Source organism: Vibrio sp. sp1 (assembly GCF_016920955.1).
GTDB classification, from domain to species: Bacteria; Pseudomonadota; Gammaproteobacteria; order Enterobacterales; family Vibrionaceae; genus Vibrio; species Vibrio alginolyticus.
Window position 1 is genome coordinate 925,540 of the sequence record NZ_CP060589.1, and the last position, 24,854, is coordinate 950,393.

Sequence of the window (24,854 nt, forward strand, 5' to 3'; positions counted from 1 at the left end):
AAAGATTCTTTTTCAAGAACACTTAAAGATGGTGGAGCTATGCGGGATCGAACCGCAGACCTCCTGCGTGCAAGGCAGGCGCTCTCCCAGCTGAGCTATAGCCCCATCAAGGTGTCGATACTGTCGCCAATTCCTTGGGAAAGAAATTGGTGGGTCTGAGTGGACTCGAACCACCGACCTCTCGCTTATCAGGCGAACGCTCTAACCACCTGAGCTACAGACCCAGTATCGTCTCTATTACTTTATAAACCGTATCAATCTGTGTGAACACTCATCGCAATAATCATCGTTTAAGGAGGTGATCCAGCGCCAGGTTCCCCTAGCGCTACCTTGTTACGACTTCACCCCAGTCATGAACCACAAAGTGGTAAGCGTCCCCCCGAAGGTTAAACTACCTACTTCTTTTGCAGCCCACTCCCATGGTGTGACGGGCGGTGTGTACAAGGCCCGGGAACGTATTCACCGTGGCATTCTGATCCACGATTACTAGCGATTCCGACTTCATGGAGTCGAGTTGCAGACTCCAATCCGGACTACGACGCACTTTTTGGGATTCGCTCACTTTCGCAAGTTGGCCGCCCTCTGTATGCGCCATTGTAGCACGTGTGTAGCCCTACTCGTAAGGGCCATGATGACTTGACGTCGTCCCCACCTTCCTCCGGTTTATCACCGGCAGTCTCCCTGGAGTTCCCGACATTACTCGCTGGCAAACAAGGATAAGGGTTGCGCTCGTTGCGGGACTTAACCCAACATTTCACAACACGAGCTGACGACAGCCATGCAGCACCTGTCTCAGAGTTCCCGAAGGCACCAATCCATCTCTGGAAAGTTCTCTGGATGTCAAGAGTAGGTAAGGTTCTTCGCGTTGCATCGAATTAAACCACATGCTCCACCGCTTGTGCGGGCCCCCGTCAATTCATTTGAGTTTTAATCTTGCGACCGTACTCCCCAGGCGGTCTACTTAACGCGTTAGCTCCGAAAGCCACGGCTCAAGGCCACAACCTCCAAGTAGACATCGTTTACGGCGTGGACTACCAGGGTATCTAATCCTGTTTGCTCCCCACGCTTTCGCATCTGAGTGTCAGTATCTGTCCAGGGGGCCGCCTTCGCCACCGGTATTCCTTCAGATCTCTACGCATTTCACCGCTACACCTGAAATTCTACCCCCTCTACAGTACTCTAGTCTGCCAGTTTCAAATGCTATTCCGAGGTTGAGCCCCGGGCTTTCACATCTGACTTAACAAACCACCTGCATGCGCTTTACGCCCAGTAATTCCGATTAACGCTCGCACCCTCCGTATTACCGCGGCTGCTGGCACGGAGTTAGCCGGTGCTTCTTCTGTCGCTAACGTCAAATGATGCAGCTATTAACTACACCACCTTCCTCACGACTGAAAGTGCTTTACAACCCGAAGGCCTTCTTCACACACGCGGCATGGCTGCATCAGGCTTGCGCCCATTGTGCAATATTCCCCACTGCTGCCTCCCGTAGGAGTCTGGACCGTGTCTCAGTTCCAGTGTGGCTGATCATCCTCTCAGACCAGCTAGGGATCGTCGCCTTGGTGAGCCCTTACCTCACCAACTAGCTAATCCCACCTAGGCATATCCTGACGCGAGAGGCCCGAAGGTCCCCCTCTTTGGCCCGTAGGCATCATGCGGTATTAGCCATCGTTTCCAATGGTTATCCCCCACATCAGGGCAATTTCCTAGGCATTACTCACCCGTCCGCCGCTCGACGCCGTTATCGTTCCCCGAAGGTTCAGATAACTCGTTTCCGCTCGACTTGCATGTGTTAGGCCTGCCGCCAGCGTTCAATCTGAGCCATGATCAAACTCTTCAATTTAAGATTTTGTCGGCTCAATGAATACTGAACATTCCTTTCGCTAATAAATAGCAGAAGTAATGTTTGAATTGACTGTGCTCTTATTGGTTTTTACTTTTGAAAAAGTAAAACAAAACAGCTCAAGGCTGCTTCCCAATTCAAATGGTCACTTCGTTTCATTGAAACCTAATTTGATACCGAAGTATCGAATTGGATTATCATCAACGAGTGCCCACACAGATTGATAGGTCTATATTGTTAAAGAGCTTGCTTTGCGAGAAGTTTTTCTCTCAAAGCGGAGGTGCATTCTAGCGATTTAGTTGTTAGTGTCAAACACTTTTTTAAACTAATTTTTTGTAGAAGCTTTTTACCTCTTCGACCCTGCTGAAGCCTTGTGACGTCTGCTGTGTCGATGGATGCGCATTATAGGGAGAAGATTTTCTTTGGCAATACTAAAAATGCATTTTTTCTAAAAAAACATGCCAAATGGATACTTTCCATCCAACCCTAAAATTACCCAGAAATAACGCTCAGGATTTATACAATTTACCCACAAAAAGCTGTGGATAACTACTCATCACTATCAAAGAAATAAGAAATACGCGAACGCGGATTTAGATACTCTTTTACTTTATCCGGTAATTTTGACGGATGAATCGCGTTAACTATCTTTATATCTTTTGAGGCAAGATCAATGATTGGCGCTTGAGTCCTTGGTACTGATGGATCGTAAACCAAGACATTCGGGAATAATAAATGCGATGCATTCACTGAGATAACCAGGCCGACCATATTATTAGAAAGCTGAACTACGGTACCCGGAGGAAACACGCCCATAAACTTAATTAGGATGTTCAGGTTCTCTTCTTTATATAGGTGTTTACAGTTCTTATATAAATGAGAGAGTGCGGTATAAGGAATCTTTTGATCTGAGACTATCGGTGTATGACACAAGTTATCAAACGCATTGGCTACAGCAATAATTTGAGCAAACTCGTTGATCTCATCTCCTTTCAGGCCTTTAGGATAACCAGACCCATCTCTTAGCTCATGGTGCTGCGCAATCACAATTCTCGCGACTTCGGGAAAAGCCTCGATTTGACTCGCAAGATCGACGCCATATTTAGTGTGCAACTTTAAGTAGTTGGTTTCTGGCTCTGTTAGAGGTAGTTGCTTTCTTAATATTGCAGTCGGGATTTTTATTTTCCCGATATCATGGAATAGTGCGGAGAAGGAAAGCTCTTTCAACTGTGCTGCTGAGTACCCTTTAGCACGGCCAATCATCATCGAGATAACAGCCACGTTCAATGAGTGGAAATAAATATCTTCAAACTCATTTTTTCCGTTCATCAGATGTAACGTAACATTATCATCGCACATTAACTTCTCGACGATATCTTCAATAAGAAGCTTTGCTTCATCAACTGCTGCTGTCGGACGGTTACGGATTTTAGTCATGACTGAACGCATACGTGCCAGAGAGCGCTCAAACTCTTTTTCACACTGAATCACGCGTCGACGGTATGCACTTAACTTTTCTATGCGGTTCTGTTTTTCTTGCCACATTTTTTGAGTTTCATGATCTAACGACGCTTCATTTGTTACTCTGTCAGCTTGTCTTTGATCAACAGGGAGTGGAACGGCATCGCTTTGCTCTGGATTAAAGTAAACGAACTTTACGCCGAGGTGGCGGATCATCTCGACTTGCTCTTGGTCTTTAATCTTAAAGCTATTGAGTAGAAAGGGGTGATCGTTCCACTTTAGCGGAAGACGGATATGTAATCCGGGTTGAATACGATCGACCGTTAGTTTAATGGCTGCCACTTATTCACTACTGATTTATATTTCTTAAGAGAGTTAGAATACTAGTAAATTTTGTGAATAAATTCATCAGTAACTATCAAAACATCAAACCGTTATTTCTAAGCGACTCACTTAATTAGATAGAAGTAAGCTACTTTAAGGAGCGATCTGCTTTGCGTATTTTAAGCTTGGCCTCGAACACTGGCTTGTCTATTACTTCTTGATCTTTGACTAGCCCCATTAACGTTTGTACCGCTACACGGGCCATGTCACTGATAGGAAAGTGCACTGCTGATACTGTAGGGTAAAGACTTTCACAAAGATCAACACTGTCATAGCTAGTTAATGAGATTTGCTCTGGTACAGAAATACTGTGCTCGTGTAAGTACTGCATTGCGCCAACCGTCATTTCTTCACTGCACGAAAAGACAGCCGTCACATCAGGGTGTCGTTGTAAAATTGCAGCCATTGCATCATAACCACTTTGCCGACCATAATTCCCTTCTTCACACCAGCTTTCATCAATATCTATACCAGCATCCTTCATTGCATCAATATACCCAAGCTTTCTCAATACACTGTTATGACGTTGGGATGGACCGGCAATACAAGCAATCTTTCGATGACCACCAGCTAAAAGGTGCTCAACGGCAATACGGCTTGCATGATGATGGTTAAAGGTAACACAACGCTCTTCTATTCCTTCCACGTAGCGATCCAGGAGAACGAAAGGTGTTGGCTGTTTAGCTAATTCACGTAAGTCATCATCTGACAAATAACGACTATGAAGTACATAGCCGTCACAACGTAAATCATTAAAACGCTGAATTGCCTCTTTTTCACCTTGTGCAGAATGATGGCCTTGAGCTGTAATCAAAAACTTCTTATGAATATCCAGCTCGGTCTGAACCTGCTCCATCATCTCGCCAAAGAAGCCCCCCGTATAGTAAGTCACCAATAACCCAACCATATTACTGGATGAGGTTGCGAGTGAACGAGCAATTGCACTAGGACGATAATTCAATTGCGCCATAGCTTGCTCTACTTTTTTTCGAGTTTCCTCGCGAAATTTCCCCTCTCCATTAATAATTCGAGAAACGGTAGAGCGATTTACACCGGCGAGTTCGGCTACATCTTTAATCCTTGCCATAATGCTATTGGGTCCAACTGCAATTGTTATTAAATATTCGTTTGTGTAGAACGGCTGCCAGCAATTCGTAAGGTGCTATAGGGGGCGAAGCTGGCAGCCTTTAATCATACACCGACCATTTGATTGGTAGAAACAAGCTCAGAGTAATCCGTGACAGTTATGCCATGATGAGCTAACTGTTCTTTTAAAATGGGAGAGGTAAGAACTTGTAACTCTAGCTCTCGCTGAAGCGCATAACCACTCTTTAAGATAAGCGCCTGATCGGCCTCTGCCGGGTGGCACATCACCTCAACCAAGTCATAGTCAGCTTTTAAGCTCAATAGATGTGCCATTAAGCCATCCAAGCTCACTTTTTGATCATAAAACTCATCAGTAAAGATATACCTGATTGTCATCGATTCTTGACACAAGCCAGTGCCCCGCAGTGGCACTCTGTATTCATTCGCTACTTCTTTAATAACGGGCAAAATTTGAGGGTGAGTATGCGCGTGATGATGGCTATCTAAGTGGCTTAGCTCTAACCCAAGCGATAAAAAATGTTCCACCTGAGCTTTTGCTTCATCATAAATGACCTGAGTTTCGAAATCCTGCTTACTCCAAAGTTCGTCATAGTTGATAAAGTGCGCTCGGCCGTTGGTCAAGTTAGGATGCTTCGTTATAGGCACACCTGCTGTAAACCTAAGATGAACGCCAATTTTCAAGTCTGGATTATGGCGAGCTAGTTCTAAGGCATGTTGCTCAGCATCCATACCCACCATCATGGTGGTTGAATGAACCACACCTTGCTGATGAGCTTTAACGATGCCGCTATTTACACCTCTCGTTAAACCAAAATCATCAGCATTAAAAATGACTTTCATCGGCGCCCTTCCTTAGTCTTACAACGTCGTTAGTTTAAATTGAGGTAAATACGGAGCGTTCACCGCTAGGATATCATCCAGGATTGACTTGGCGCGGCCAATGTCAGGCACCAATGGGTTATTGGTTAATGCCATAAGCGCCTTGTCATAATTACCTTCGACAGCAGCTTCTATTGTTAGCTGCTCATACGCTTTAACTTGATGGAGTAATCCTTTGATATTGTTTGACAACTCGCCAACCGCAAGAGGTTTCGCCCCCCAGCTACCAATCACGGCACTACATTCAATCACAGCATCGTCAGGTAGGCCGTTGATCGCTCCATTATTTAAAACGTTAACAACATGAATACTATTACGATTGTTATAAATTGAATCAACTAGGTTCAGTGATGCATCAGAATAATAAGCACCACCCCGCTCCTCTAACTCTTTCGGCTTATGATCGAGGGTAGGATCTTGATAGAGCTTAAATAGCGCATTTTCTGTTTCCATTACCTGCTCAGCACGAGTGCCTTTTTCATCGGCACTTTGTTTCTCTTCAGCAAGCATGGCATCAGTTTGGTAGAAGTAACGATGATAAGGACATGGTATCGCCCCCAGTGCTTTTAGAAATGCCGGATCCCACGGCTCTTCCCAGATATTCTTCATACTGAAGTTGGCACCATCACCGACTTTCTCTAATACCGTTTGAGTAATATCTTCCCCATTGAGCCATGCTTTGTGTACCCACACGAGATGGTTTAACCCAGCAAACTCAAGTTGCAGCTCTTTTGGCTCGCACTCCATCATTTCTGCAATCATCATTTCCATTGAAACGGGCACATTGCATAAACCAATACTCTTTACTTTGGTGTACTTACTGACCGCTTCGGAAACTAAACCCGCTGGGTTGGTGAAATTGAGCATCCATGCGTTTGGAGCCAACTCTTCAATGTCTTTACAGATATCAAGAATGACCGGAATGGTTCGCAGTGCTTTAGCAAAACCACCAGGGCCCGTTGTTTCTTGGCCGATGACGTCGTACTTGATTGGGATTCGCTCATCGTTAGCGCGTGCAGCAAGGCCACCAACACGAAACTGCGTCATCACAAAATCCGCATCTTTTATCGCAGCACGGCGATCGAAACCGGCTTTTATCTCAATTTTTGCTCCGGCTTTATCGACCATTCGCTGAGCCAATCCTTTGATGATCTCAAGCTTCTCAGCTCCTGACTCAATGTCCACAAAATGGATTTTCTTAACGGGTAAATATTCTAAGCGCTTAATAACCCCTTCAACCAATTCCGGGGTATAGCTACTACCACCGCCAATAATGGCAAGCTTGATCGCCTCTCTAGACATTTTCATCCCCCTTTATTTGTTCGAGATTTTTTTGTTCAGTGCGACGATTTCTACAGCCATCTCTTGAGCCAAAATCGTAGTCATTAGGTGATCTTGAGCATGCACCATCACTAACGTCATCGGGACTTTCCCTTCTCCCTGATCTTCTTCAATAAGCTGAGTCTGTATTAAGTGGGCTTTATTAATGCACTCTCTTGCTTGAGAGAGCTTCTCATCAGCCGCTTCAAAATCTTGTTCTCGAGATAAACGCAATGCCTCGTAGCTTAAACTTCTGGCTTCACCAGCATTGCAAATGATCTCCATTACAACCAATTCTTGTTCCATCATTTTCTCTCCGAAAATCGGGCCGCGGTAATTGCGGCCCATTAAGCACAGTTAAGCAGTAACGCCTTCGCCTGACGGCTGCGTGTCACCTTTAGTTTCCTTCGTCGTTGGTAGTTCTTGCTCCAACATTTGCTTCTCAAACATTTTGAAGAATGGGAAGTAGATGATTAGATCAAGAATTAATAAACCAATGACGAGCAATACTGGCGCAAAGGTCCAACCGCTACCCCACGAAGCACCTATCAGTGCCGGTGTTGTCCAAGGTGTTGTAGCGACACCCATACCCACAAAGCCGACATGCACAGCAAAATACGCAATCGTAGCGTTGATGACTGGAGCGAAGACGAACGGGATAAACAAGGTCGGGTTCATCACAACTGGGCTACCGAAGATCACTGGTTCGTTGATTTGGAAAAAGCCAGGCACCGCACTCATTCGACCAATGCTCTTAAGGTGAACAGAACGGCTAAACGACATCAGCATAACAAGAGCAAGTGTTGCACCAGAGCCGCCAATAAAGATGTAAAAATCCCAGAACGGTTGAGTAAATACATTTGGAATCGGTTCACCTGCAACAAAGGCTTCAATGTTGGCACCAATGTTGGTCAAAAAGATTGGAGAAAGCAGTCCAACAACAATTGCAGCACCATGAATACCCGCAAACCAAAGCAGCTGGCAAAGCAATAAAGCGCCAATAATGGCAGGCAATGAGTTAGACGCACTAATTAGCGGTTTAAAGATAGCCATAACAGCATCTGGAATCAGCATGTCGTACTGGTTTTGTACGAAAAGGCTAAGTGGATATAAGGTAATGAATATCGCTAAGACTGGTAGCAATACTTCAAATGATCGCGCAATCGCCGGTGGCACCTGCTCTGGCATGCGAATCGTAATATTGTGCTTTTTCATAAAACGGTAGAGCTCCACCGAGAAAAATGCACACATCACTGCGGTGAAGATCCCGGTTCCGCCCATGTGAGACATAGACAACGCGCCATCTTTAGCTGGGGCCGCAATGAGTAAAAAAGACATTAGTGACAATACAGCACTCGTGATCCCATCCATCTTGTAAGCCTTCGCTAAACTATAAGCAACGCCCAGCGAAACAAAAATGGTCATGATCCCCATCGACATGTTGTAGGGCATCATTATGGTATCAAAATGTGTAGTGGCGAAATCGAGCCAAATTCGACCAAAAGTAAAGGTTGTATCTTCGGCAAATGGGGGGAATGCAAAAATCAAAATGAAACTACCGACAATAATAAACGGCATTGCGACAATAAAACCGTCTCTCATTGCGCGAACATGGGGCTGATTCCCCACTTTAGCTGCTATAGGGGCTATATGCTTTTCGACTGCGCCTATAATTGCGTCATAAAGCTTCATAGAATCCATCCTTATTTTAGACAAAAGAATCCCGCATCAAATATTTATATTTGATGTACAGTTATCTTTTTAATTTAAAACTATAGTTTAGTTAATTAATTCTAATGCTTGCTCTAGTACTTCTTCTCCCTTCATCATTCCATAATGCTGAGGAGAAATAGCATCAATGTTTTTACCATGCTCTTGCGCCGTTTTTCTTAGCTCTTCTAGCTGAAAACGTACTTGAGGCCCGAGAAGACAAACATCGTACTCTTTAATTACATCTTCAAACGCATTCACTGACATTGCATCAATTTTGCACTCAATTCCTTTATTTTCAGCAGCTTGCTCCATTTTCTTAACAAGCATACTGGTTGACATCCCTGCGCTACAGCATAAAAGGATCTTTTTCATAGCCTTACTCCCGTTGTGTAAATTTCAACCTGTAAAAACTGTAGCAAAAATAACCAAGACAAAAAAGCGCAACCGGTTGCATTATTCGTGAACACAATCCCAATTTAGAAAATACCACCTATTTTTTTGTAATTATTTAGGTCTAGGATAAAAGTCATAAAATAATTTAAGACATCACATTAAGTTTCAAATTATCAATATTTTACTACTGACAACGTCGTTATTAATTTCTTAAAAGGAATAGAGAATGAAATTTAATAAATTGGCTATTGCAGCGCTTGTAAGTGCCGCACTATCACAGCACTCATTTGCTCAAACCGACTCTAAAGGCACCATTTATCTAACGTTTGATGATGGACCAATCAATGCATCTATTGACGTTATTCAAGTACTTAACCAGGAAGATATCAAAGCGACGTTTTACTTTAATGCTTGGCATTTAGATGGAATTGGTGATGAGAATGAAGACCGTTCGCTAGAAGCCTTAAAGCTCGCATTAGACACTGGTCATATTGTCGCGAACCACAGTTACGATCATATGGTTCATAATTGCGTTGATGAGTTTGGACCGAACAGTGCTGCGGAGTGTAATGCGACCGGGGACCACCAGCTTAACTCGTATCAAGACCCTGTTTACGATGCCTCAATGTTTACGGAAAACTTATCTGTGTTAGCAAAGTATTTGCCGAACATTACAAGCTACCCGAACTACAAGGCAACAGAGTTTGCTAGACTGCCCTACACCAACGGTTGGCGCGTGACGAAAGACTTCAAAGCAGATGGGTTATGTGCCACGTCTGATGACCTGAAACCTTGGGAACCAGGATATGTATGCGATACATCCAACCCATCCAACAGTGTAAAAGCAGCTATCGAGGTTCAAAATATCCTAGCGAATAACGGCTATCAAACTCACGGTTGGGATGTGGACTGGGCACCTGAAAATTGGGGCATTGAAATGCCAGCAAACAGCCTTACAGACGCAGAAGCATTTCTTGGATATGTGGATTCCGCGTTAAACACTTGTGCACCAACAACGATTAACCCGATCAACTCCAAAGCTCAAGAGTTCCCATGTGGTACACCTTTACACGCCGATAAAGTTATCGTTTTAACTCACGAGTTCCTATTTGAAGATGGTAAGCGTGGCATGGGGGCAACGCAAAACTTACCTAAGCTCGCTAAGTTTATACAGTTAGCAAAACAAGCGGGTTATGACTTCGACACAATGGATAACTACACACCGAACTGGCAAGTTGGTCATAACTACGACGCTGGCGATTACGTCTTACACCTAGGTACTGTATACCAGGCTGTAACAAACCATACTGCACAACAAGATTGGGCACCGTCTCCAACCTCTAGCCTCTGGACAAATGCAGACCCAGCCACTAACTGGACTCAGAATGTTTCCTATAAACAAGGTGATGTGGTGACTTATCAAGGTTTGCGTTATCTAGTTGATGTACCGCACGTGTCCCAAGCAGACTGGACTCCGAACACTCAAAATACCTTGTTCACAGCTCTATAGGCTGTTCCTACTATCACCATGTAGTAGTTTGCGCGAGGCATACCCCTCGCGCTTTTTTGTTTTGAAGATCCAGATACAACAAAGCCCCGACTTTCATCGAGGCTCTGTCTTAAAATATGGTACCGGTGGACGGAGTTGATTGGACTGGCATTCCTGCCGTCACCGCGAAGGCAACGCTAACTTCCTTTTGATATTTACGAGCACCTAAAACGACGAAAGGCCGCTATAAAAGCGACCTTTCTATGTATGGTACCGGTGGGCGGACTTGAACCGCCACGCCCGAAGGCAACGGATTTTGAATCCGTCGTGTATACCAATTTCACCACACCGGCATCTTTGGGCTATTGCCCTTTGATGGTTGGCATTATACGTAAGCTTTTGACCTGCGCAAGCAGAAATACCTTAAATAACTATCGTTTGCTGATAATTTCGCCACAAAGTGTGACAAAGCTGTACTCATAAGAAACGTACGCTCCATTTTCTACTACTCTTCCAGATGAAAAAGAGTATACGAAACTCTTTTTAAGTTCTATTCACTGTAATATCAGAAACATAACCATTCCCAATGCTCGACAGCGCATTATGGAGCATCTCTGCGGCATCTTGTGCTTGCATGAAGTGACTCGTGTCCATCGTATTGCCGCTTGTTTTCCAGAATTCCGTATCCATTCCACCAGGATAAACCGCGATAATTTTCATAGGTTTTCCTTTTAGCTCCAAACGAACCGACTCAATTAATCCTTTGATGGCCCATTTCACTGCACAATACGTAGACTCTTGCGCTTTAGGTTGTTGCGCGGCTGTGGACATGATCATGACCACTTTTATTGGATGATCTTTGTAACGCTTTACTAACTCTCTTAGCACATGAATCGCAGAATTCAGGTTGTTATCAATCAACTTTTGAATCTCTTTCGGCTCCTGCTCTTCCAGTAAGCCAAAATAACCACTTCCCGCACTATGAATGACCATTTCAGGGGACTGTTTCACCCCATCAAAGAGCTGTTTCACATTTTGGTGCAATGAGAGGTTGCAAGCTTGATAACCAACGTTATGAGAGAGTTGTTTTGCTAGTGCGGATAGTTTTTCTGTATTTCTTCCTATTACATACGTCTCTTTGCCTTCCGCATCATAACGCTTTGCTAGTTCCGCCCCTAAGCCGCTACTTGCACCTGTAATTACAATCATGCGCTACCTCTTTTCAATCACATACTTTTAATTCATCTATCAATTAAGGTAACAGAATCGTGGTAATTCACACCTCAAGAGCACCATTCTTTGAAGCAAGCAGCTTTCTTACTTTCGTGATGCATGAAATATCAAGCAGAACGACGGGCATTTAACCTATGCTTAAGCAAGAATAACTTTCTGAATTTTCTATCGACTTTCTAGTGAGAACTGAATAGGAGCAAAGAATGACTGGGTCAAAATGGCAGTGGTTACTGAAACAGATGACGCGAAAACTGTGGGTCCGGACGTCACTCTACGCATTACTTGCTGTTGCTACCGCCTTAATGTCGATTGTTTTAAACCAGTTCATTACTCTGCCCCCTGCCATCAACGTCAGCAAGGATTTGTTGAACAACATATTAAATATCCTCGCAACCTCCATGCTTGCAGTGACTACATTCTCTCTCAATATTATGGTCTCAGCGTACAGTGCCGCTAGTGCAGGGGTAACGCCGCGAGCGACAAAACTGTTGATGGAAGACAGCACAACACAAAATGCCTTAGCAACCTTTCTTGGCTCTTTTCTATTTAGTTTGGTAGGAATTATCGCGCTAGGTATTGGGGCCTATCATCAACAAGCACAAATTTATCTGTTCATCGTGACTATCGCCGTAATCGTGATGATCATACTCACTCTGCTACGTTGGATTCAGCACCTTTCCGTACTAGGAAGGGTCAGTGAAACCACTTCATACGTGGAGCAAGCCTTGTTAGATGCGATAAGAAAACGGGGCAAAGAGCGTTGGCTAGGTGCTCACCCGTGGAGCCACCCAGAACATAAACCCAGAGGAAGTAAACCTATTTTGAGCCAAGAAATTGGCTACTTACAGCATGTTGATATGCATCATCTCGATAGTATTGCTGAAGCAAACCAATGCACCATCTACCTTGAGCGACAACCGGGAAGTTTTGTGTACGTAGGTCAACCATTGGCTTGGGTTTGTGGAGAATTGCCAGACGAAAGCGAAGTAACGGCAGCCTTCACGATTCGAACAGAGCGTTCATATGATCAGGACCCTCGCTTTGGTTTAGTCGTTATGGCGGAAATCGCCTCACGAGCACTATCTCCGGCTGTAAATGATAATGGCACCGCAATTGACGTTCTTGGGCGTTCTGTACGAGCACTTTCATTATGGGGAGACCTACTCAGTGAGCCGCCTACCAAAACTCGATATCCTAGACTATTTGTGCCCGCATTGAGCTGCCAGGATTTGTTTGATGATGTCTTTTTGCCGATAGCACACGATGGTGCAGCGCAACTCCAAATACAGATTCGCCTACAAAAGGCCTTGCTAGCTCTCTCTAGTATGCACCCTAAGTTATTTTTGTCACCAGCAATCAAGCTGTCAGAAAAAGCTTTAGAGCTTTCATTAAGCCAACATTATACCGAAGATGAGAAACACCAACTCTCTCAGCTATCTAATCTGGTCACAGACCAAAGAGCCAATGGTTAAGAGAATCGAATTCAGTTGAAACATATTGCTGCACGGCCTCGTGTATCATGACATGTGCTGATAACGTAGGGCAGAAAAGTCACTTAGTTTATACACAATTAAAGACTCTGTGCGTTAGGTCTCTTTTCTCTTGGTGAGGGAATCTATATTCTGACGCACAATTTTTAAGGTAAGTGATGGAATAATGACAACGTCTACAACTCTTCCACCTGCTGGTCTCTTTCGTCGACTTGCAGCGTTGATTTACGACACATTGATTATTATCGCAATTGAAATGATGGCCGCAGGTATTGTTATGGCCGTTGTGTTTGCACTAAATGCAGCAGGATTGTTGAGCTATGGCGAGTACGAAGATGCCGCAGATATGCTCGGAAAGCACCCTGTATTGAGCCCTCTATTTACACTTTATCTTGCGGGTGTGTGGATATATTTCTTTGTGTTCTTCTGGACGCGAGCAGGACAAACTCTTGGGATGCGCGCTTGGAAGCTTCGAGTTCGCAATGCCAAAGACGGAGCACCAATTACGGTAACTCAAGCTCTGATTCGTATTTCGACATCTGGCTTTGGCTTGGCAAATTTGACTGTACCGATTGATCCGAAGAAACGTGGTTTCCACGACATTTGGGCCAAAACAGAGGTTGTTGTATTACCTAAGGCAAATTAACTTGTCTAGGAACACAAAAAAGGAAGGCGTAATGCCTTCCTTTTACATTTGGTTCGGTAAAACTTGGTTTATTCGATGATGCTTCAGTTATAGCTTTCTTCGTAGCAGTGCAATCGCAATAGCTAAGAACACCAAACTCGGGGCCAAAGCACCAAACACTGGGGATATGCCATACACCAAGCTTAATGGACCAAAGAACTCACTGGATATGTAAAAAGTAAACCCGGCAACCACGCCCGACAATACCCTTGCCCCCATGGTCACGCTTCTGAGTGGACCGAAAACAAAAGATAGCGCCATTAACATCATCACAGCAATTGAAAGCGGCTGAGTCAACTTACGCCAAAACGCCAACTCATAGCGAGATGCATCTTGTTCCGATGCTTTCAGGTAAGTCACATAATCATACAAACCGCTCAGTGACAATTCTTCTGGCTTCACGGTCACCACAGCTAGCTTATCTGGTGCCAAAGAGGTGTGCCACTCCATCTGTTCGATGTCTTGCTTTGAAATTACGTTTTCATTTTCCATGTCCGTAATTTGTACGTAGCGCATCAGCCAGTTGTTATCTTGTTGGTAGTCGACTTCTTCGGCGAAAATAACTTTTTGTAGATTCTTATCATCATCAAAACGCCACATATTTAAAGCATAAAGCTTGTCGTCTTCGACTTTACCTATAAAGATAAAGTCGTTTGCGTCACGAGCCCACACACCTGAGCGCACAGACACAATGCTACCACCTGATATCGCAAACGCACGTAAGTCACGGGCCATCTTCTGGGCCTCAGGAGCGCCCCATTGACCTAACGCCATAACGACTATCATGAGCGGGACGGCCGTTTTGAGTACCGATAACCCGATATCTAGCTTAGAGAAACCAGCAGCTTGCATCACCACCAGCTCAGAGCTTGAAGCCAACATACCTAAGCCGATCAGGGCACCGAGTAATGCCGCCATTGGAAAGAACATTTCGATATCACGCGGCACACTGAGTAACACAAAGTACAACGCATGAGTGAGGTCGTACACACCTCGCCCTACTTTACGTAGCTGTTCTACATATTTGATGATGCCCGATAAGCCAACAAACGTCGCTAAAACCAAGGCAGTGGTAGAGATGATGGTTCTACCGATGTAAAGGTCTAAGATTTTGAACACAGCTTACGCGAGCCTCTTCTTGCGGAATTTGTCTTTTATTCGTCTAGCAGCAACGCTGTCCATCATATTCGCCATGATAGCAACAATCAGCAACATCGCATTGATTGGCCACATACCAATAGCAGCCGGGATGTCACCATCTTCTAATGCAGATTTGGTTGCACTGATCGCCAAGAAATACGCTAGGTAGATCAGAATCGCAGGCCCCATTTTGGCAAACCGTCCCTGACGCGGATTCACCGCAGACAAAGGAATAACAAGCATTGTTAAGAGTGGAATGCACACAAATAACGAAATTCGCCATTGTAGCTCCGCTTGCGCCTCTGGATCTGGGTGACCTATCAAGTCAACCGTTGGGTATGCTTCCCAGTCTCGCCCTTTCTTTTTGACCTCACGTTGGCCGATAACACCTTCGTATTCATCGAATTTCGTGATCATATATTCAACGCGAGTAGGCACACCTTCATAACGCGTACCTTCTTTCATAGTGATGATCTGACGACCGTCCGAAAGCTCTTTTACCTCACCAGAAGATGAGAACATCACACTCGGTAACACCGAATCTCGAGGGCGCATCTGCGCAACAAAAACGTTGCTCAAGGTATTGTCTTTAATGTCATCGATGAACACAACCGATGAACCGTCTGGTGTACCTTGGAACTGACCTTTTTTAAGTAGGTCAACGCTGTTTTCTGACGCTACCTGCTCATAAAGCTGCTCAACGCGGTCTTGAGACCACGGCGATAGCCACAACGCATTGAAAGCCGCCACCGCTGAAGTAATCAACGCTAGGTATAAGGCCGCTTGAACCAAGAATTTATTACCAATACCTGTCGCGTTCATTACGACAATTTCGCTCTCTGCATACAGACGACCAAATGTGATCAATATGCCGATATACAGACTTAAAGGCAGCATTAACAGACCCATTGCTGGCATGTTCAAACCAACAATCGAGAAAATCAATCCAGCAGGAATATCCCCATCAGAAGCATCAGCAAGAACACTTATGAATTTCTGGCTTACAAACACCAAAAAAAGTACGAAAAAAATCGCAAATTGGCTCTTGAGTGTTTCGCGGATCAAATATCTAACAATAATCACGCTGAAATTACCTATACAAAACTTGTTTTTTTGGTCGAATCACTATAGTTTCCCGTTGAACCATTTATTTTTTTAAAAATTATAAACTAGATGTTAGTCGCTTAATCAGCTCTGCATGTAAGCCTGGAGCTAAAATTCAACAAGTAAGCGATCATTATCTAACATTTAGAGCAATTTGTCTTCAGGATGTAGGAGTACGCATGGAGTTCAGTGTAAAAAGTGGCAGTCCAGAGAAACAACGTAGCGCATGTATCGTTGTTGGTGTGTTTGAACCACGTCGCCTTTCTCCAGTAGCCGAACAACTTGATAAAATCAGTGACGGTTACATCAGTTCACTACTTCGCCGTGGTGATCTAGAGGGTAAACCTGGTCAGATGCTGCTACTGCATCAAGTACCAGGTGTTTTGTCAGAGCGCGTTTTACTTGTCGGTTGCGGCAAAGAGCGTGAACTTGGCGAGCGCCAGTACAAGGAAATCATTCAAAAGACGATCAGCACACTTAACGAAACAGGCTCAATGGAAGCGGTATGTTTCCTAACTGAACTGCATGTTAAGGGTCGTGATACATACTGGAAAGTGCGCCAGGCTGTAGAAGCGACTAAAGATGGTCTATACACATTTAATCAATTCAAGAGCGTGAAACCTGAGACTCGCCGCCCACTGCGCAAGCTTGTTTTCAACGTACCAACGCGTCGTGAATTGAACTTGGGTGAAAAAGCAATCACTCATGGTCTTGCTATCGCATCAGGTGTCAAAGCCTCAAAAGACCTTGGCAACATGCCGCCAAACGTAGCTAATCCAGCTTACCTTGCTTCTCAAGCTCGTCGTCTAGCGGACGATTACGAAACTGTAACCACCAAAATTATTGGTGAGCAAGAGATGGAAAAGCTGGGTATGACCTCTTACCTAGCAGTAGGCCGTGGTTCTAAAAACGAATCTATGATGTCTATCATCGAGTACAAAGGTAACCCTGACTCAGATGCAAAACCGATTGTGCTCGTAGGTAAAGGGCTAACCTTCGATTCAGGCGGTATTTCTCTAAAACCGGGCGAAGGTATGGATGAGATGAAGTACGACATGTGTGGTGCGGCATCGGTATTCGGTACAATGAAAGCGCTGGCGAAGCTAAACCTACCAATCAACGTTATTGGTGTTCTAGCGGGCTGTGAAAACATGCCTGGCAGCAACGCTTACCGTCCAGGTGACATCCTAACGACCATGTCTGGTCAAACTGTAGAAGTTCTGAACACGGATGCTGAAGGCCGTCTTGTTCTTTGTGACGCACTGACTTACGTAGAGCGTTTCGAACCAGACTGCGTGGTTGACGTTGCAACGCTAACTGGTGCTTGTGTTATCGCACTAGGCCACCATATCAGCGGCGTAATCTCTAACCACAACCCTCTTTCTCACGAGCTAGTAAACGCTTCTGAGCAAGCGAGTGACCGTGCATGGCGTCTACCAATGGCAGACGAGTACCACGAACAGTTGAAAAGCCCGTTTGCGGATATGGCAAACATTGGTGGTCGCCCTGGTGGCACAATTACTGCGGGTTGCTTCTTATCTAAGTTCGCGAAGAAGTACAACTGGGCACACGTCGATATCGCAGGTACCGCGTGGAAATCAGGCGCAGCGAAAGGCTCAACGGGCCGTCCTGTCTCAATGCTTGTCCAATTCCTTTTGAACCGCAGCGGCCAAGAGACAGAAGAGTAATTTCTGAACAGAATCTAAAAGGGCCGCAAGGCCCTTTTTTATTTTCCTAATTTTCTAAAATGAAAGTGGGACTTAAGATGGTCTTAGGAAGAGACCCAAGGCAAGTGAGAGAATGATGCAAACTGCAACCTTCTACATCATTAACGAAGAGAGCCCGCAAGCAACGGTGGCTGGCTTTGAAGAATACATCGTGTTTTTGGCTCAGCACTTTGCTCGCCAAGGCGCTAAAGTGTATTTAAACTGCCAAGACAAACCACACGCCGAGCAGCTCGCTGAAGCCTTTTGGCAAGTTGATGCAGACAAGTTCATGGCACATAACCTCGTAGGCGAGGGACCGAAATACGCCACCAACATTGAAATCGGCCATGAAGGTGTAAAACCTAATTGGAACCGTCAGCTGGTAATTAATTTGGCGGAAAATGAGACAACCTTTGCGAACAAGTTTGCTCAAGTGGTAGACTTCGTGCCCTGCGAAGAAAAAGCTAAACAACTCGCAAGAGAAAGATATAAAATTTACCGTCAAGCAGGTTACCAGCTGCAAACGATCGAAATTCAATATCCTTAACGGTCAATCCTTATAGTTAAGGCGATCTTGTTAAGATCCCTCACTTATAAAGATTGACTAAGATTCAACCATCAACGTATCCATTAAAAGAGCGCTATGGAAAAGACATACAACCCAACTTCAATCGAACAAGCTCTGTATCAGACTTGGGAAGAGAAAGGCTACTTTAAGCCACACGGTGACACTACTAAAGAATCATACAGCATCATGATCCCGCCACCGAACGTCACTGGTAGCCTACACATGGGCCACGCGTTCCAAGATACGATCATGGATACGCTTATCCGTTGTGAACGTATGAAGGGTAAAAACACCCTTTGGCAAGTAGGTACTGACCACGCTGGTATCGCAACTCAGATGGTTGTTGAGCGTAAGATCGCTGCAGAAGAAGGCAAAACAAAACACGATTACGGTCGTGAAGCTTTCATCGACAAAATCTGGGAATGGAAAGGCGAATCTGGCGGCACTATCACTAAGCAGCTTCGTCGTCTTGGCGCATCAGTAGACTGGGACCGTGAGCGCTTTACGATGGACGATGGTCTATCTAACGCCGTTCAAGAAGTGTTCGTACGTCTATACGAAGACGATCTAATCTACCGCGGTAAGCGTCTAGTTAACTGGGATCCAAAGCTACACACAGCGATTTCAGATCTAGAAGTAGAGAACAAAGACACTAAAGGCCACATGTGGCACTTCCGCTACCCACTAGCAGATGGCGTTAAAACAGCGGATGGCAAAGACTACATCGTTGTTGCAACGACTCGTCCAGAGACCATGCTAGGCGATACGGGTGTTGCAGTTAACCCAGAAGATCCACGTTACAAAGATCTTATCGGTAAAGAAATCATCCTTCCTATCGTTGATCGTCGCATCCCAATCGTGGGCGATGAGCACGCAGATATGGAAAAAGGTACTGGCTGTGTGAAAATCACACCTGCGCACGACTTCAACGACTACGAAGTTGGTAAGCGCCACCAGCTACCAATGATCAACATTCTGACTTTCGACGCGAACATCCGCGACGCAGCAGAAGTATTCAACACTAACGGCGAAGCAAGCGACGCTTACAGCACTGAGCTACCAGCTAAATATCACGGTATGGAGCGTTTTGCCGCTCGTAAAGCTATCGTTGCTGAATTCGACGAGCTAGGTCTACTTGAAGAAGTGAAAGATCACGATCTACAAGTTCCTTACGGCGACCGTGGTGGCGTGGTTATCGAACCAATGCTAACTGACCAATGGTACGTACGTACTGCACCTCTAGCGAAAACAGCGGTTGAAGCAGTAGAAAACGGCGACATCCAATTCGTTCCTAAGCAATACGAAAACATGTACTTCTCTTGGATGCGTGACGTTCAAGACTGGTGTATCTCTCGTCAGCTATGGTGGGGTCACCGTATCCCAGCTTGGTACGACAACCAAGGTAATGTTTACGTAGGTCGCACTGAAGAAGAAGTTCGTAAGAACAACAACCTAGAGTCAGTCATTGAACTGCACCAAGACGAAGACGTACTGGATACGTGGTTCTCTTCTGCACTATGGACGTTCGGTACTCAAGGTTGGCCAGAGCAAACTGACGACCTGAAAGTATTCCACCCTTCAGACGTTCTAGTAACTGGTTTCGACATCATCTTCTTCTGGGTTGCGCGCATGATCATGATGACCATGCACTTCGTGAAAGACGAAAACGGCAAGCCACAAGTACCATTTAAAACGGTTTACGTTACTGGTCTAATCCGTGACGAAAACGGCGACAAGATGTCGAAGTCGAAAGGTAACGTACTTGACCCAATCGACATGATTGATGGTATCGACCTAGAGTCTCTCGTAGAGAAGCGTTGTGGCAACATGATGCAGCCTCAACTAGCGAAGAAGATCGAGAAGAACACTCGTAAGACGTTTGAAAACGGTATCGAAGCATACGGTACAGACGCACTGCGTTTCACTCTTGCAGCAATGGCATCAACAGGTCGTGATATCAACTGGGATATGAAACGTCTTGAGGGTTACCGTAACTTCTGTAACAAACTATGGAACGCAAGCCGTTACGTAATGATGAACACAGAAGAGCAAGATTGTGGCTTCAACGGTGGTGAGATTGAATATTCACTAGCAGACAAGTGGATTGAGTCTCAGTTTGAACTCGCAGCGAAAGCGTTTAACAACCATATCGACAACTTCCGTCTAGATATGGCTGCGAACACGCTTTACGAATTCATCTGGAACCAATTCTGTGACTGGTACCTAGAGCTAACTAAACCCGTTCTATGGAAAGGTACTGAAGCGCAACAGCGTGGTACTCGCCGTACACTCATCACGGTTCTTGAGAAGACGCTACGTCTAGCTCACCCAGTGATTCCTTACATCACTGAAACTATCTGGCAAAGCATCAAGCCATTAGTTGAAGGTGTAGAAGGCGAGACAATCATGCTGCAAGCACTGCCTCAATTCGACGAAGCAAACTTCAACCAAGAAGCGCTAGACGACATTGAATGGGTGAAAGCGTTCATTACCAGCATCCGTAACCTACGTGCTGAATACGACATCAACCCTGGTAAGCCGCTTGACGTTATGCTGAAAGCAGCAAATGCAGAAGATGCCTCTCGTCTAGAAGCAAGCAAGCAAGTACTGATGTCACTAGCGAAGCTAGAAGCAGTACGCGTGCTTGAAACTGGCGAACAAACTCCTGCATGTGCGACAGCACTGGTTGGTAAGTCTGAGTTGATGATCCCAATGGCAGGTCTGATCGACAAAGATGCTGAGCTTGCTCGTCTAGATGGCGAAATCAAGAAGACTCACGGCGAAATCAAGCGTATCGAAGGCAAACTAGGTAACGAAGGCTTCGTAGCGAAAGCACCTGAAGCAGTTGTTGCTAAAGAGCGTGAGAAGCTTGAAGGCTACAAAGAGACACTAGCTAAGCTAGAAGAGCAGAAGACAACGATCGCTGCGCTTTAAGCCTCAGTGAAAGAGAAGAATTAACACTTCTCACTTTTGGTTCAAAAGGTTGGTCATCATGGCCAACCTTTTTTGTATACATTTCACCAAAACCATCATCAATAGCTTCCCCCTATCACAACAATACTCATTACCCATTAGCATTAATGAGAATTATTATCGATAATGAACTCATCGAAACAAACACGATTGAGTAATTATCATGAAAAAGACACTAACTTTCGCAGCACTGCATTTTACTATCGCATTTAGTGTCGCTTACGTACTCACAGGCGACATTCTAATTGGTAGTTTAATTGCCATGATTGAGCCTTCAGTGAACACCGTAGCCTTCTACTTTCATGAAAAGGCATGGGCAAAAGTCCCAGCACTTAAAGCTCGTCAGTGGATGACCAAATTAAAAACCGCAAGCTTTGCGACCGTGCACTTCAGCGTCGCTTTTACCGTGGTTTACTTACTAACAGGTGATGCATTTGTCGGCGGCGTAATGGCGATGCTAGAGCCGAGTTTGAACACGGTGGCTTACTACTTCCACGAGAAAGTATGGATGCGTAAATCATCAGAAAAAGCTCCAGTACCGCAGTTTTGTTTACATCACCACGCTTAAACATGGAGGCTCACTACGTCTCCTAACGAGAAAAATGACATTTACCATTGACAAGGTTGCGCACCGCAATTAATTTAATTGCGGTGCGCAACTTTATTTTTAGAGGTAAGTGATAATGAACGCTCGTCAACTTCGACACTACTCCCGTCAAGCCGTCCGATTGCTTGGTATGCTTGATAAACAATGCGGCGATGTCGCTCTCACTCCAGTGCAAGCGCACGCATTGGGTGAAATCCAATTGCAGCCATTGACCATCAATCAGCTGGCACAGCAGCTTAATGTCGACAAGTCCAACGCGAGCCGAACCGTTACTGGTTTGATTAAATTAGGTTTGGTCGAGAGCATCGAAAACCCAAAAGACAAACGTAGTCAACTCGTAGCGATTACAGAGCAAGGCCAACAGGCGTTATCAGAACTGGACCAACAGCAAAACCACTTCTTTGAACAACTGCTTACCCAACTCGATGACAGCGAGCAAGAGCAACTCAAACTTGGTCTAGAGACTTACCTAAAAGGGCTAACAAAAGTGTGTCAGTCTGAGGAATACGTTCTTCGACCTCTTACTAAAGCAGACAACCCGCAAGTCGCAGATGTGATTCGTAAAGTCTCTGCAGAATACGGCTTAACCGCAGACAAAGGTTATGGTGTGGCCGATCCAACGCTTGATGATATGTATTCGGTTTACAATCAATTCGGGGCCGCCTATTGGGTCATTGAACATCGCGGAGAGATCGTTGGTGGCGGTGGCTTTGCCCCTTTAGCTGGCGAGCCAAATGTGTGTGAACTACAAAAGATGTACTTCTTACCTCAAACACGAGGGCACGGTTTAGCCAAACGCATCGTCGCATTGAGCTTACAATTGGCGAAACAATTTGGGTATCAGCAGTGCTATTTAGAGACAACTGAATGTCTGAGAGAAGCGGTAAGCTTGTATGAAAAGCTAGGCTTTGAGCATCTCGATACCCCGCTTGGACAAACAGGGCATGATGCATGTGAAGTAGTGATGCTTAAAACACTGTAATAAAGAGCATTACTAAGAGTTAAAGCACAACATGGGTAACACAAAGCTCCTGGCTCAAGGCAACAGTGAAGTTTTGGTGCTGCCCATCCAACTCAACAGACAACTGGTAGAGATCACTTGGATCAGGATCAGTAAGATCGGCATACTTTGGCGCTTCGATCTGGAATAAAGCGCTCGCATGCTCCGCTCGGACATCAATAGGAATATGGTAAGTCATACCATTAAACTTAACCGATGCAGAGACCAGACCCGGCGCAAAAGTTTGATAGTACAAGTCTACTTTAAACTCGCAACCACCACCGTGGTGCCAAATCTGCTCGGTTGCCACGCGGTCTAAACGTACATTGCGAATGAACTGCAGATACGGTTCTTGCCATACCCCTAAGCGCTCGTCACTCTTTTGGTATTCATGATCTGCAAGTGAACACAACTCCGGTTTATCCTCATCCAACAGAAGATCGTCTTCTTCCTCAAGGAATAGGATCTCAAAACGGTTACGCCCCATCTGCATGAACGGGCGAATGTCTTTCTTGTAGACATTTTGAGAACCGTCACAGTCGAACAATGCTACTCCGTTCAAACGCACTTCTGCATGGTAATCCACACCACCCAACACCATTTCTACCGCTGGGAATGCCATCATGGATTCGTCCACTTCAATGTCATGCATCAGGTGCCACTCTTGCTGACGAATTGCTTCTTCTGTCAGTTCAGCTGGCAATACCTGACTCAAAGGAGCAGGGAAAGTAATGTCATCCTGTGGGATAGAAAGGTCCGTCAGTGGAGAGACTTGCCATAAACCGGCGAGTGAGAGTTGCATATACACCTTGAGCTAGATCAATTTTCACGCATTATAGGGAGAAATCCCCTATAAACTCAATGTGAATTATTTATCGCCTCCACATTCGTCAGTTTTTCAAGGAATAAAAAAACCAGCGTTAAACGCTGGTTTTTCCAAAAGTAGTGAGCTTTGATTACTCGTCGTCTTCATCTTCTTCAGGGTAAAGCGCATCTTCGCCTTCGTAGTACGTACCCCAACCGTCATAGATGATGTCGTATTTTTCTGCCAAGTGAATCAATTTTTCAACTTGCGCATCAATCGCTTCTGCGTCTAGTGCGGACTCCATAGTCGCATCACAGCAAAGCAACTTGTTACCATCTTCATCTTCAGTTTCTTCTGCTTCAAGAACTTCAAAGCCCATCTTGAATGCTTCAACTACCGCTTTTTCTAGCGTGTCAAAATCTTCTGCAAACAGGTGGTGCTCAATTTCGTATAGCGAATCTGGATCGCTGCCATCTTCTAGCAATGCTGCAATGATATCGCGAGTCTCTTCCTTTTGAATCTCAATTAATTCTTCTACTGATAGATATTCATCTTCGTGAGACATGTTTTGGCTCCAGATTAGTTACTTGATGGAAACACAATACCCGATACTGAGTATGCTGATCCGGTGAAATATGGCATGGATTGCGATGAAAAGCCACAAACAAACATCATACCACTGCGATTCTTATCGGTTATTTGAATCTAAATATTAAACCAACCACACAAAGAAACAAAAAATTAACAAAGAATGGCATTTTTTAATATTCAGAACATCCTAATTGACACTTAATGTGGTTATTTTCTCTTTCTATGCGTGTTTATGATGCTTTCTTGAATACACTCACGTGTAAAACGAAGAAGCATAACGAATAAATTCACTTTAATAATGCATAATTTAGAATAAAAATGCACGTTTTATGCACTGTGCGTGTATTCTTTCTCAACGGGAAA

General features: G+C 44.8%; 20 protein-coding genes, 3 tRNA genes and 1 rRNA gene. 8 read left to right on the forward strand and 16 right to left on the reverse strand.

Going from position 1 to position 24,854, the window contains the following annotated elements; translation table 11 throughout:
* Positions 1-29 precede the first annotated feature (29 nt).
* The 10 genes from H9L11_RS04375 to H9L11_RS04420 form a co-directional block, all read right to left on the reverse strand.
* Positions 30-105 (reverse strand) — tRNA-Ala (locus tag H9L11_RS04375).
* A gap of 42 nt (positions 106-147) precedes the next feature.
* Positions 148-224: transfer RNA gene (locus H9L11_RS04380), tRNA-Ile, on the reverse strand.
* A 67-nt stretch (positions 225-291) separates the two neighbouring features.
* A 16S ribosomal RNA gene (locus tag H9L11_RS04385) occupies positions 292-1,843 on the reverse strand.
* Between the two features lie 549 nt (positions 1,844-2,392).
* On the reverse strand, positions 2,393-3,646 hold the full coding sequence (locus tag H9L11_RS04390) for an HD-GYP domain-containing protein (protein WP_005381029.1): 1,254 nt from the start codon (positions 3,644-3,646) through the stop codon (positions 2,393-2,395).
* A 130-nt stretch (positions 3,647-3,776) separates the two neighbouring features.
* Positions 3,777-4,775 carry a LacI family DNA-binding transcriptional regulator gene (locus tag H9L11_RS04395; RefSeq protein WP_054702626.1) on the reverse strand — a complete coding sequence of 333 codons (999 nt, stop codon included), beginning with the start codon at positions 4,773-4,775 and terminating at the stop codon, positions 3,777-3,779.
* Positions 4,776-4,879: 104 nt separating this feature from the next.
* Positions 4,880-5,635, reverse strand: a complete 756-nt coding sequence (chbG, locus tag H9L11_RS04400) for a chitin disaccharide deacetylase (protein WP_054579416.1) — start codon at positions 5,633-5,635, stop codon at positions 4,880-4,882.
* Positions 5,636-5,653: 18 nt separating this feature from the next.
* Positions 5,654-6,976 (reverse strand): 6-phospho-beta-glucosidase, encoded by a 1,323-nt coding sequence (locus H9L11_RS04405; protein WP_005381048.1) that lies wholly within the window; start codon positions 6,974-6,976, stop codon positions 5,654-5,656.
* 12 nt (positions 6,977-6,988) lie between these two features.
* Positions 6,989-7,300 carry a PTS lactose/cellobiose transporter subunit IIA gene (locus H9L11_RS04410; RefSeq protein WP_031777269.1) on the reverse strand — a complete coding sequence of 104 codons (312 nt, stop codon included), beginning with the start codon at positions 7,298-7,300 and terminating at the stop codon, positions 6,989-6,991.
* Positions 7,301-7,351: 51 nt separating this feature from the next.
* Positions 7,352-8,686 carry a PTS sugar transporter subunit IIC gene (locus H9L11_RS04415; RefSeq protein ID WP_170897658.1) on the reverse strand — a complete coding sequence of 445 codons (1,335 nt, stop codon included), beginning with the start codon at positions 8,684-8,686 and terminating at the stop codon, positions 7,352-7,354.
* A gap of 87 nt (positions 8,687-8,773) precedes the next feature.
* Complete coding sequence (locus tag H9L11_RS04420) at positions 8,774-9,079, reverse strand: PTS sugar transporter subunit IIB (RefSeq protein ID WP_020480920.1); 306 nt, start codon at positions 9,077-9,079, stop codon at positions 8,774-8,776.
* 247 nt (positions 9,080-9,326) lie between these two features.
* Between H9L11_RS04420 and H9L11_RS04425 the strand changes: the two genes are divergently transcribed.
* Positions 9,327-10,610 (forward strand): carbohydrate-binding protein, encoded by a 1,284-nt coding sequence (locus tag H9L11_RS04425; protein WP_205391008.1) that lies wholly within the window; start codon positions 9,327-9,329, stop codon positions 10,608-10,610.
* A 247-nt stretch (positions 10,611-10,857) separates the two neighbouring features.
* Here the strand turns inward: H9L11_RS04425 and H9L11_RS04430 are convergent.
* Both H9L11_RS04430 and H9L11_RS04435 read right to left on the reverse strand, forming a co-directional pair.
* Positions 10,858-10,942, reverse strand: a tRNA-Leu gene (locus tag H9L11_RS04430).
* Between the two features lie 190 nt (positions 10,943-11,132).
* Positions 11,133-11,798: an SDR family NAD(P)-dependent oxidoreductase gene (locus H9L11_RS04435; protein ID WP_017636177.1), complete on the reverse strand. Its 666-nt coding sequence runs from the start codon at positions 11,796-11,798 to the stop codon at positions 11,133-11,135.
* A 227-nt stretch (positions 11,799-12,025) separates the two neighbouring features.
* On the opposite strand from H9L11_RS04435, the gene H9L11_RS04440 reads away from it, so the two are divergent.
* Together H9L11_RS04440 and H9L11_RS04445 are read left to right on the forward strand one after the other, a co-directional pair.
* Positions 12,026-13,294 (forward strand): DUF2254 domain-containing protein, encoded by a 1,269-nt coding sequence (locus H9L11_RS04440; protein ID WP_017636178.1) that lies wholly within the window; start codon positions 12,026-12,028, stop codon positions 13,292-13,294.
* A 184-nt stretch (positions 13,295-13,478) separates the two neighbouring features.
* Positions 13,479-13,958: an RDD family protein gene (locus H9L11_RS04445; protein WP_017636179.1), complete on the forward strand. Its 480-nt coding sequence runs from the start codon at positions 13,479-13,481 to the stop codon at positions 13,956-13,958.
* An 87-nt stretch (positions 13,959-14,045) separates the two neighbouring features.
* Here H9L11_RS04445 and lptG read toward each other — a convergent pair whose 3' ends face one another.
* Together lptG and lptF are read right to left on the reverse strand one after the other, a co-directional pair.
* A complete protein-coding gene (gene lptG, locus H9L11_RS04450; RefSeq protein WP_005381071.1) occupies positions 14,046-15,116 on the reverse strand; it encodes an LPS export ABC transporter permease LptG in 1,071 nt (356 codons plus the stop codon).
* Between the two features lie 3 nt (positions 15,117-15,119).
* Positions 15,120-16,220: an LPS export ABC transporter permease LptF gene (gene lptF / locus H9L11_RS04455; protein WP_005381072.1), complete on the reverse strand. Its 1,101-nt coding sequence runs from the start codon at positions 16,218-16,220 to the stop codon at positions 15,120-15,122.
* A 200-nt stretch (positions 16,221-16,420) separates the two neighbouring features.
* Between lptF and pepA the strand changes: the two genes are divergently transcribed.
* The 5 genes from pepA (at position 16,421) to H9L11_RS04480 (ending at position 23,077) form a co-directional block, all read left to right on the forward strand.
* Positions 16,421-17,929, forward strand: a complete 1,509-nt coding sequence (gene pepA, locus H9L11_RS04460) for a leucyl aminopeptidase (protein ID WP_005381073.1) — start codon at positions 16,421-16,423, stop codon at positions 17,927-17,929.
* A 115-nt stretch (positions 17,930-18,044) separates the two neighbouring features.
* On the forward strand, positions 18,045-18,494 hold the full coding sequence (locus tag H9L11_RS04465) for a DNA polymerase III subunit chi (protein WP_031777270.1): 450 nt from the start codon (positions 18,045-18,047) through the stop codon (positions 18,492-18,494).
* Between the two features lie 96 nt (positions 18,495-18,590).
* Positions 18,591-21,449, forward strand: a complete 2,859-nt coding sequence (locus tag H9L11_RS04470; protein WP_205391009.1) for a valine--tRNA ligase — start codon at positions 18,591-18,593, stop codon at positions 21,447-21,449.
* A 202-nt stretch (positions 21,450-21,651) separates the two neighbouring features.
* A complete protein-coding gene (locus H9L11_RS04475; protein WP_205391010.1) occupies positions 21,652-22,056 on the forward strand; it encodes a DUF2061 domain-containing protein in 405 nt (134 codons plus the stop codon).
* Positions 22,057-22,171: 115 nt separating this feature from the next.
* Complete coding sequence (locus H9L11_RS04480; protein ID WP_205391011.1) at positions 22,172-23,077, forward strand: bifunctional helix-turn-helix transcriptional regulator/GNAT family N-acetyltransferase; 906 nt, start codon at positions 22,172-22,174, stop codon at positions 23,075-23,077.
* Positions 23,078-23,096: 19 nt separating this feature from the next.
* Here the strand turns inward: H9L11_RS04480 and H9L11_RS04485 are convergent, their stop codons facing one another.
* Together H9L11_RS04485 and rraB are read right to left on the reverse strand one after the other, a co-directional pair.
* Entirely contained in the window at positions 23,097-23,897 is an 801-nt protein-coding gene (locus H9L11_RS04485; RefSeq protein WP_205391012.1) for a hypothetical protein, read from the reverse strand.
* Between the two features lie 154 nt (positions 23,898-24,051).
* Positions 24,052-24,465 carry a ribonuclease E inhibitor RraB gene (gene rraB, locus H9L11_RS04490; RefSeq protein WP_005381081.1) on the reverse strand — a complete coding sequence of 138 codons (414 nt, stop codon included), beginning with the start codon at positions 24,463-24,465 and terminating at the stop codon, positions 24,052-24,054.
* Positions 24,466-24,854 lie beyond the last annotated feature (389 nt).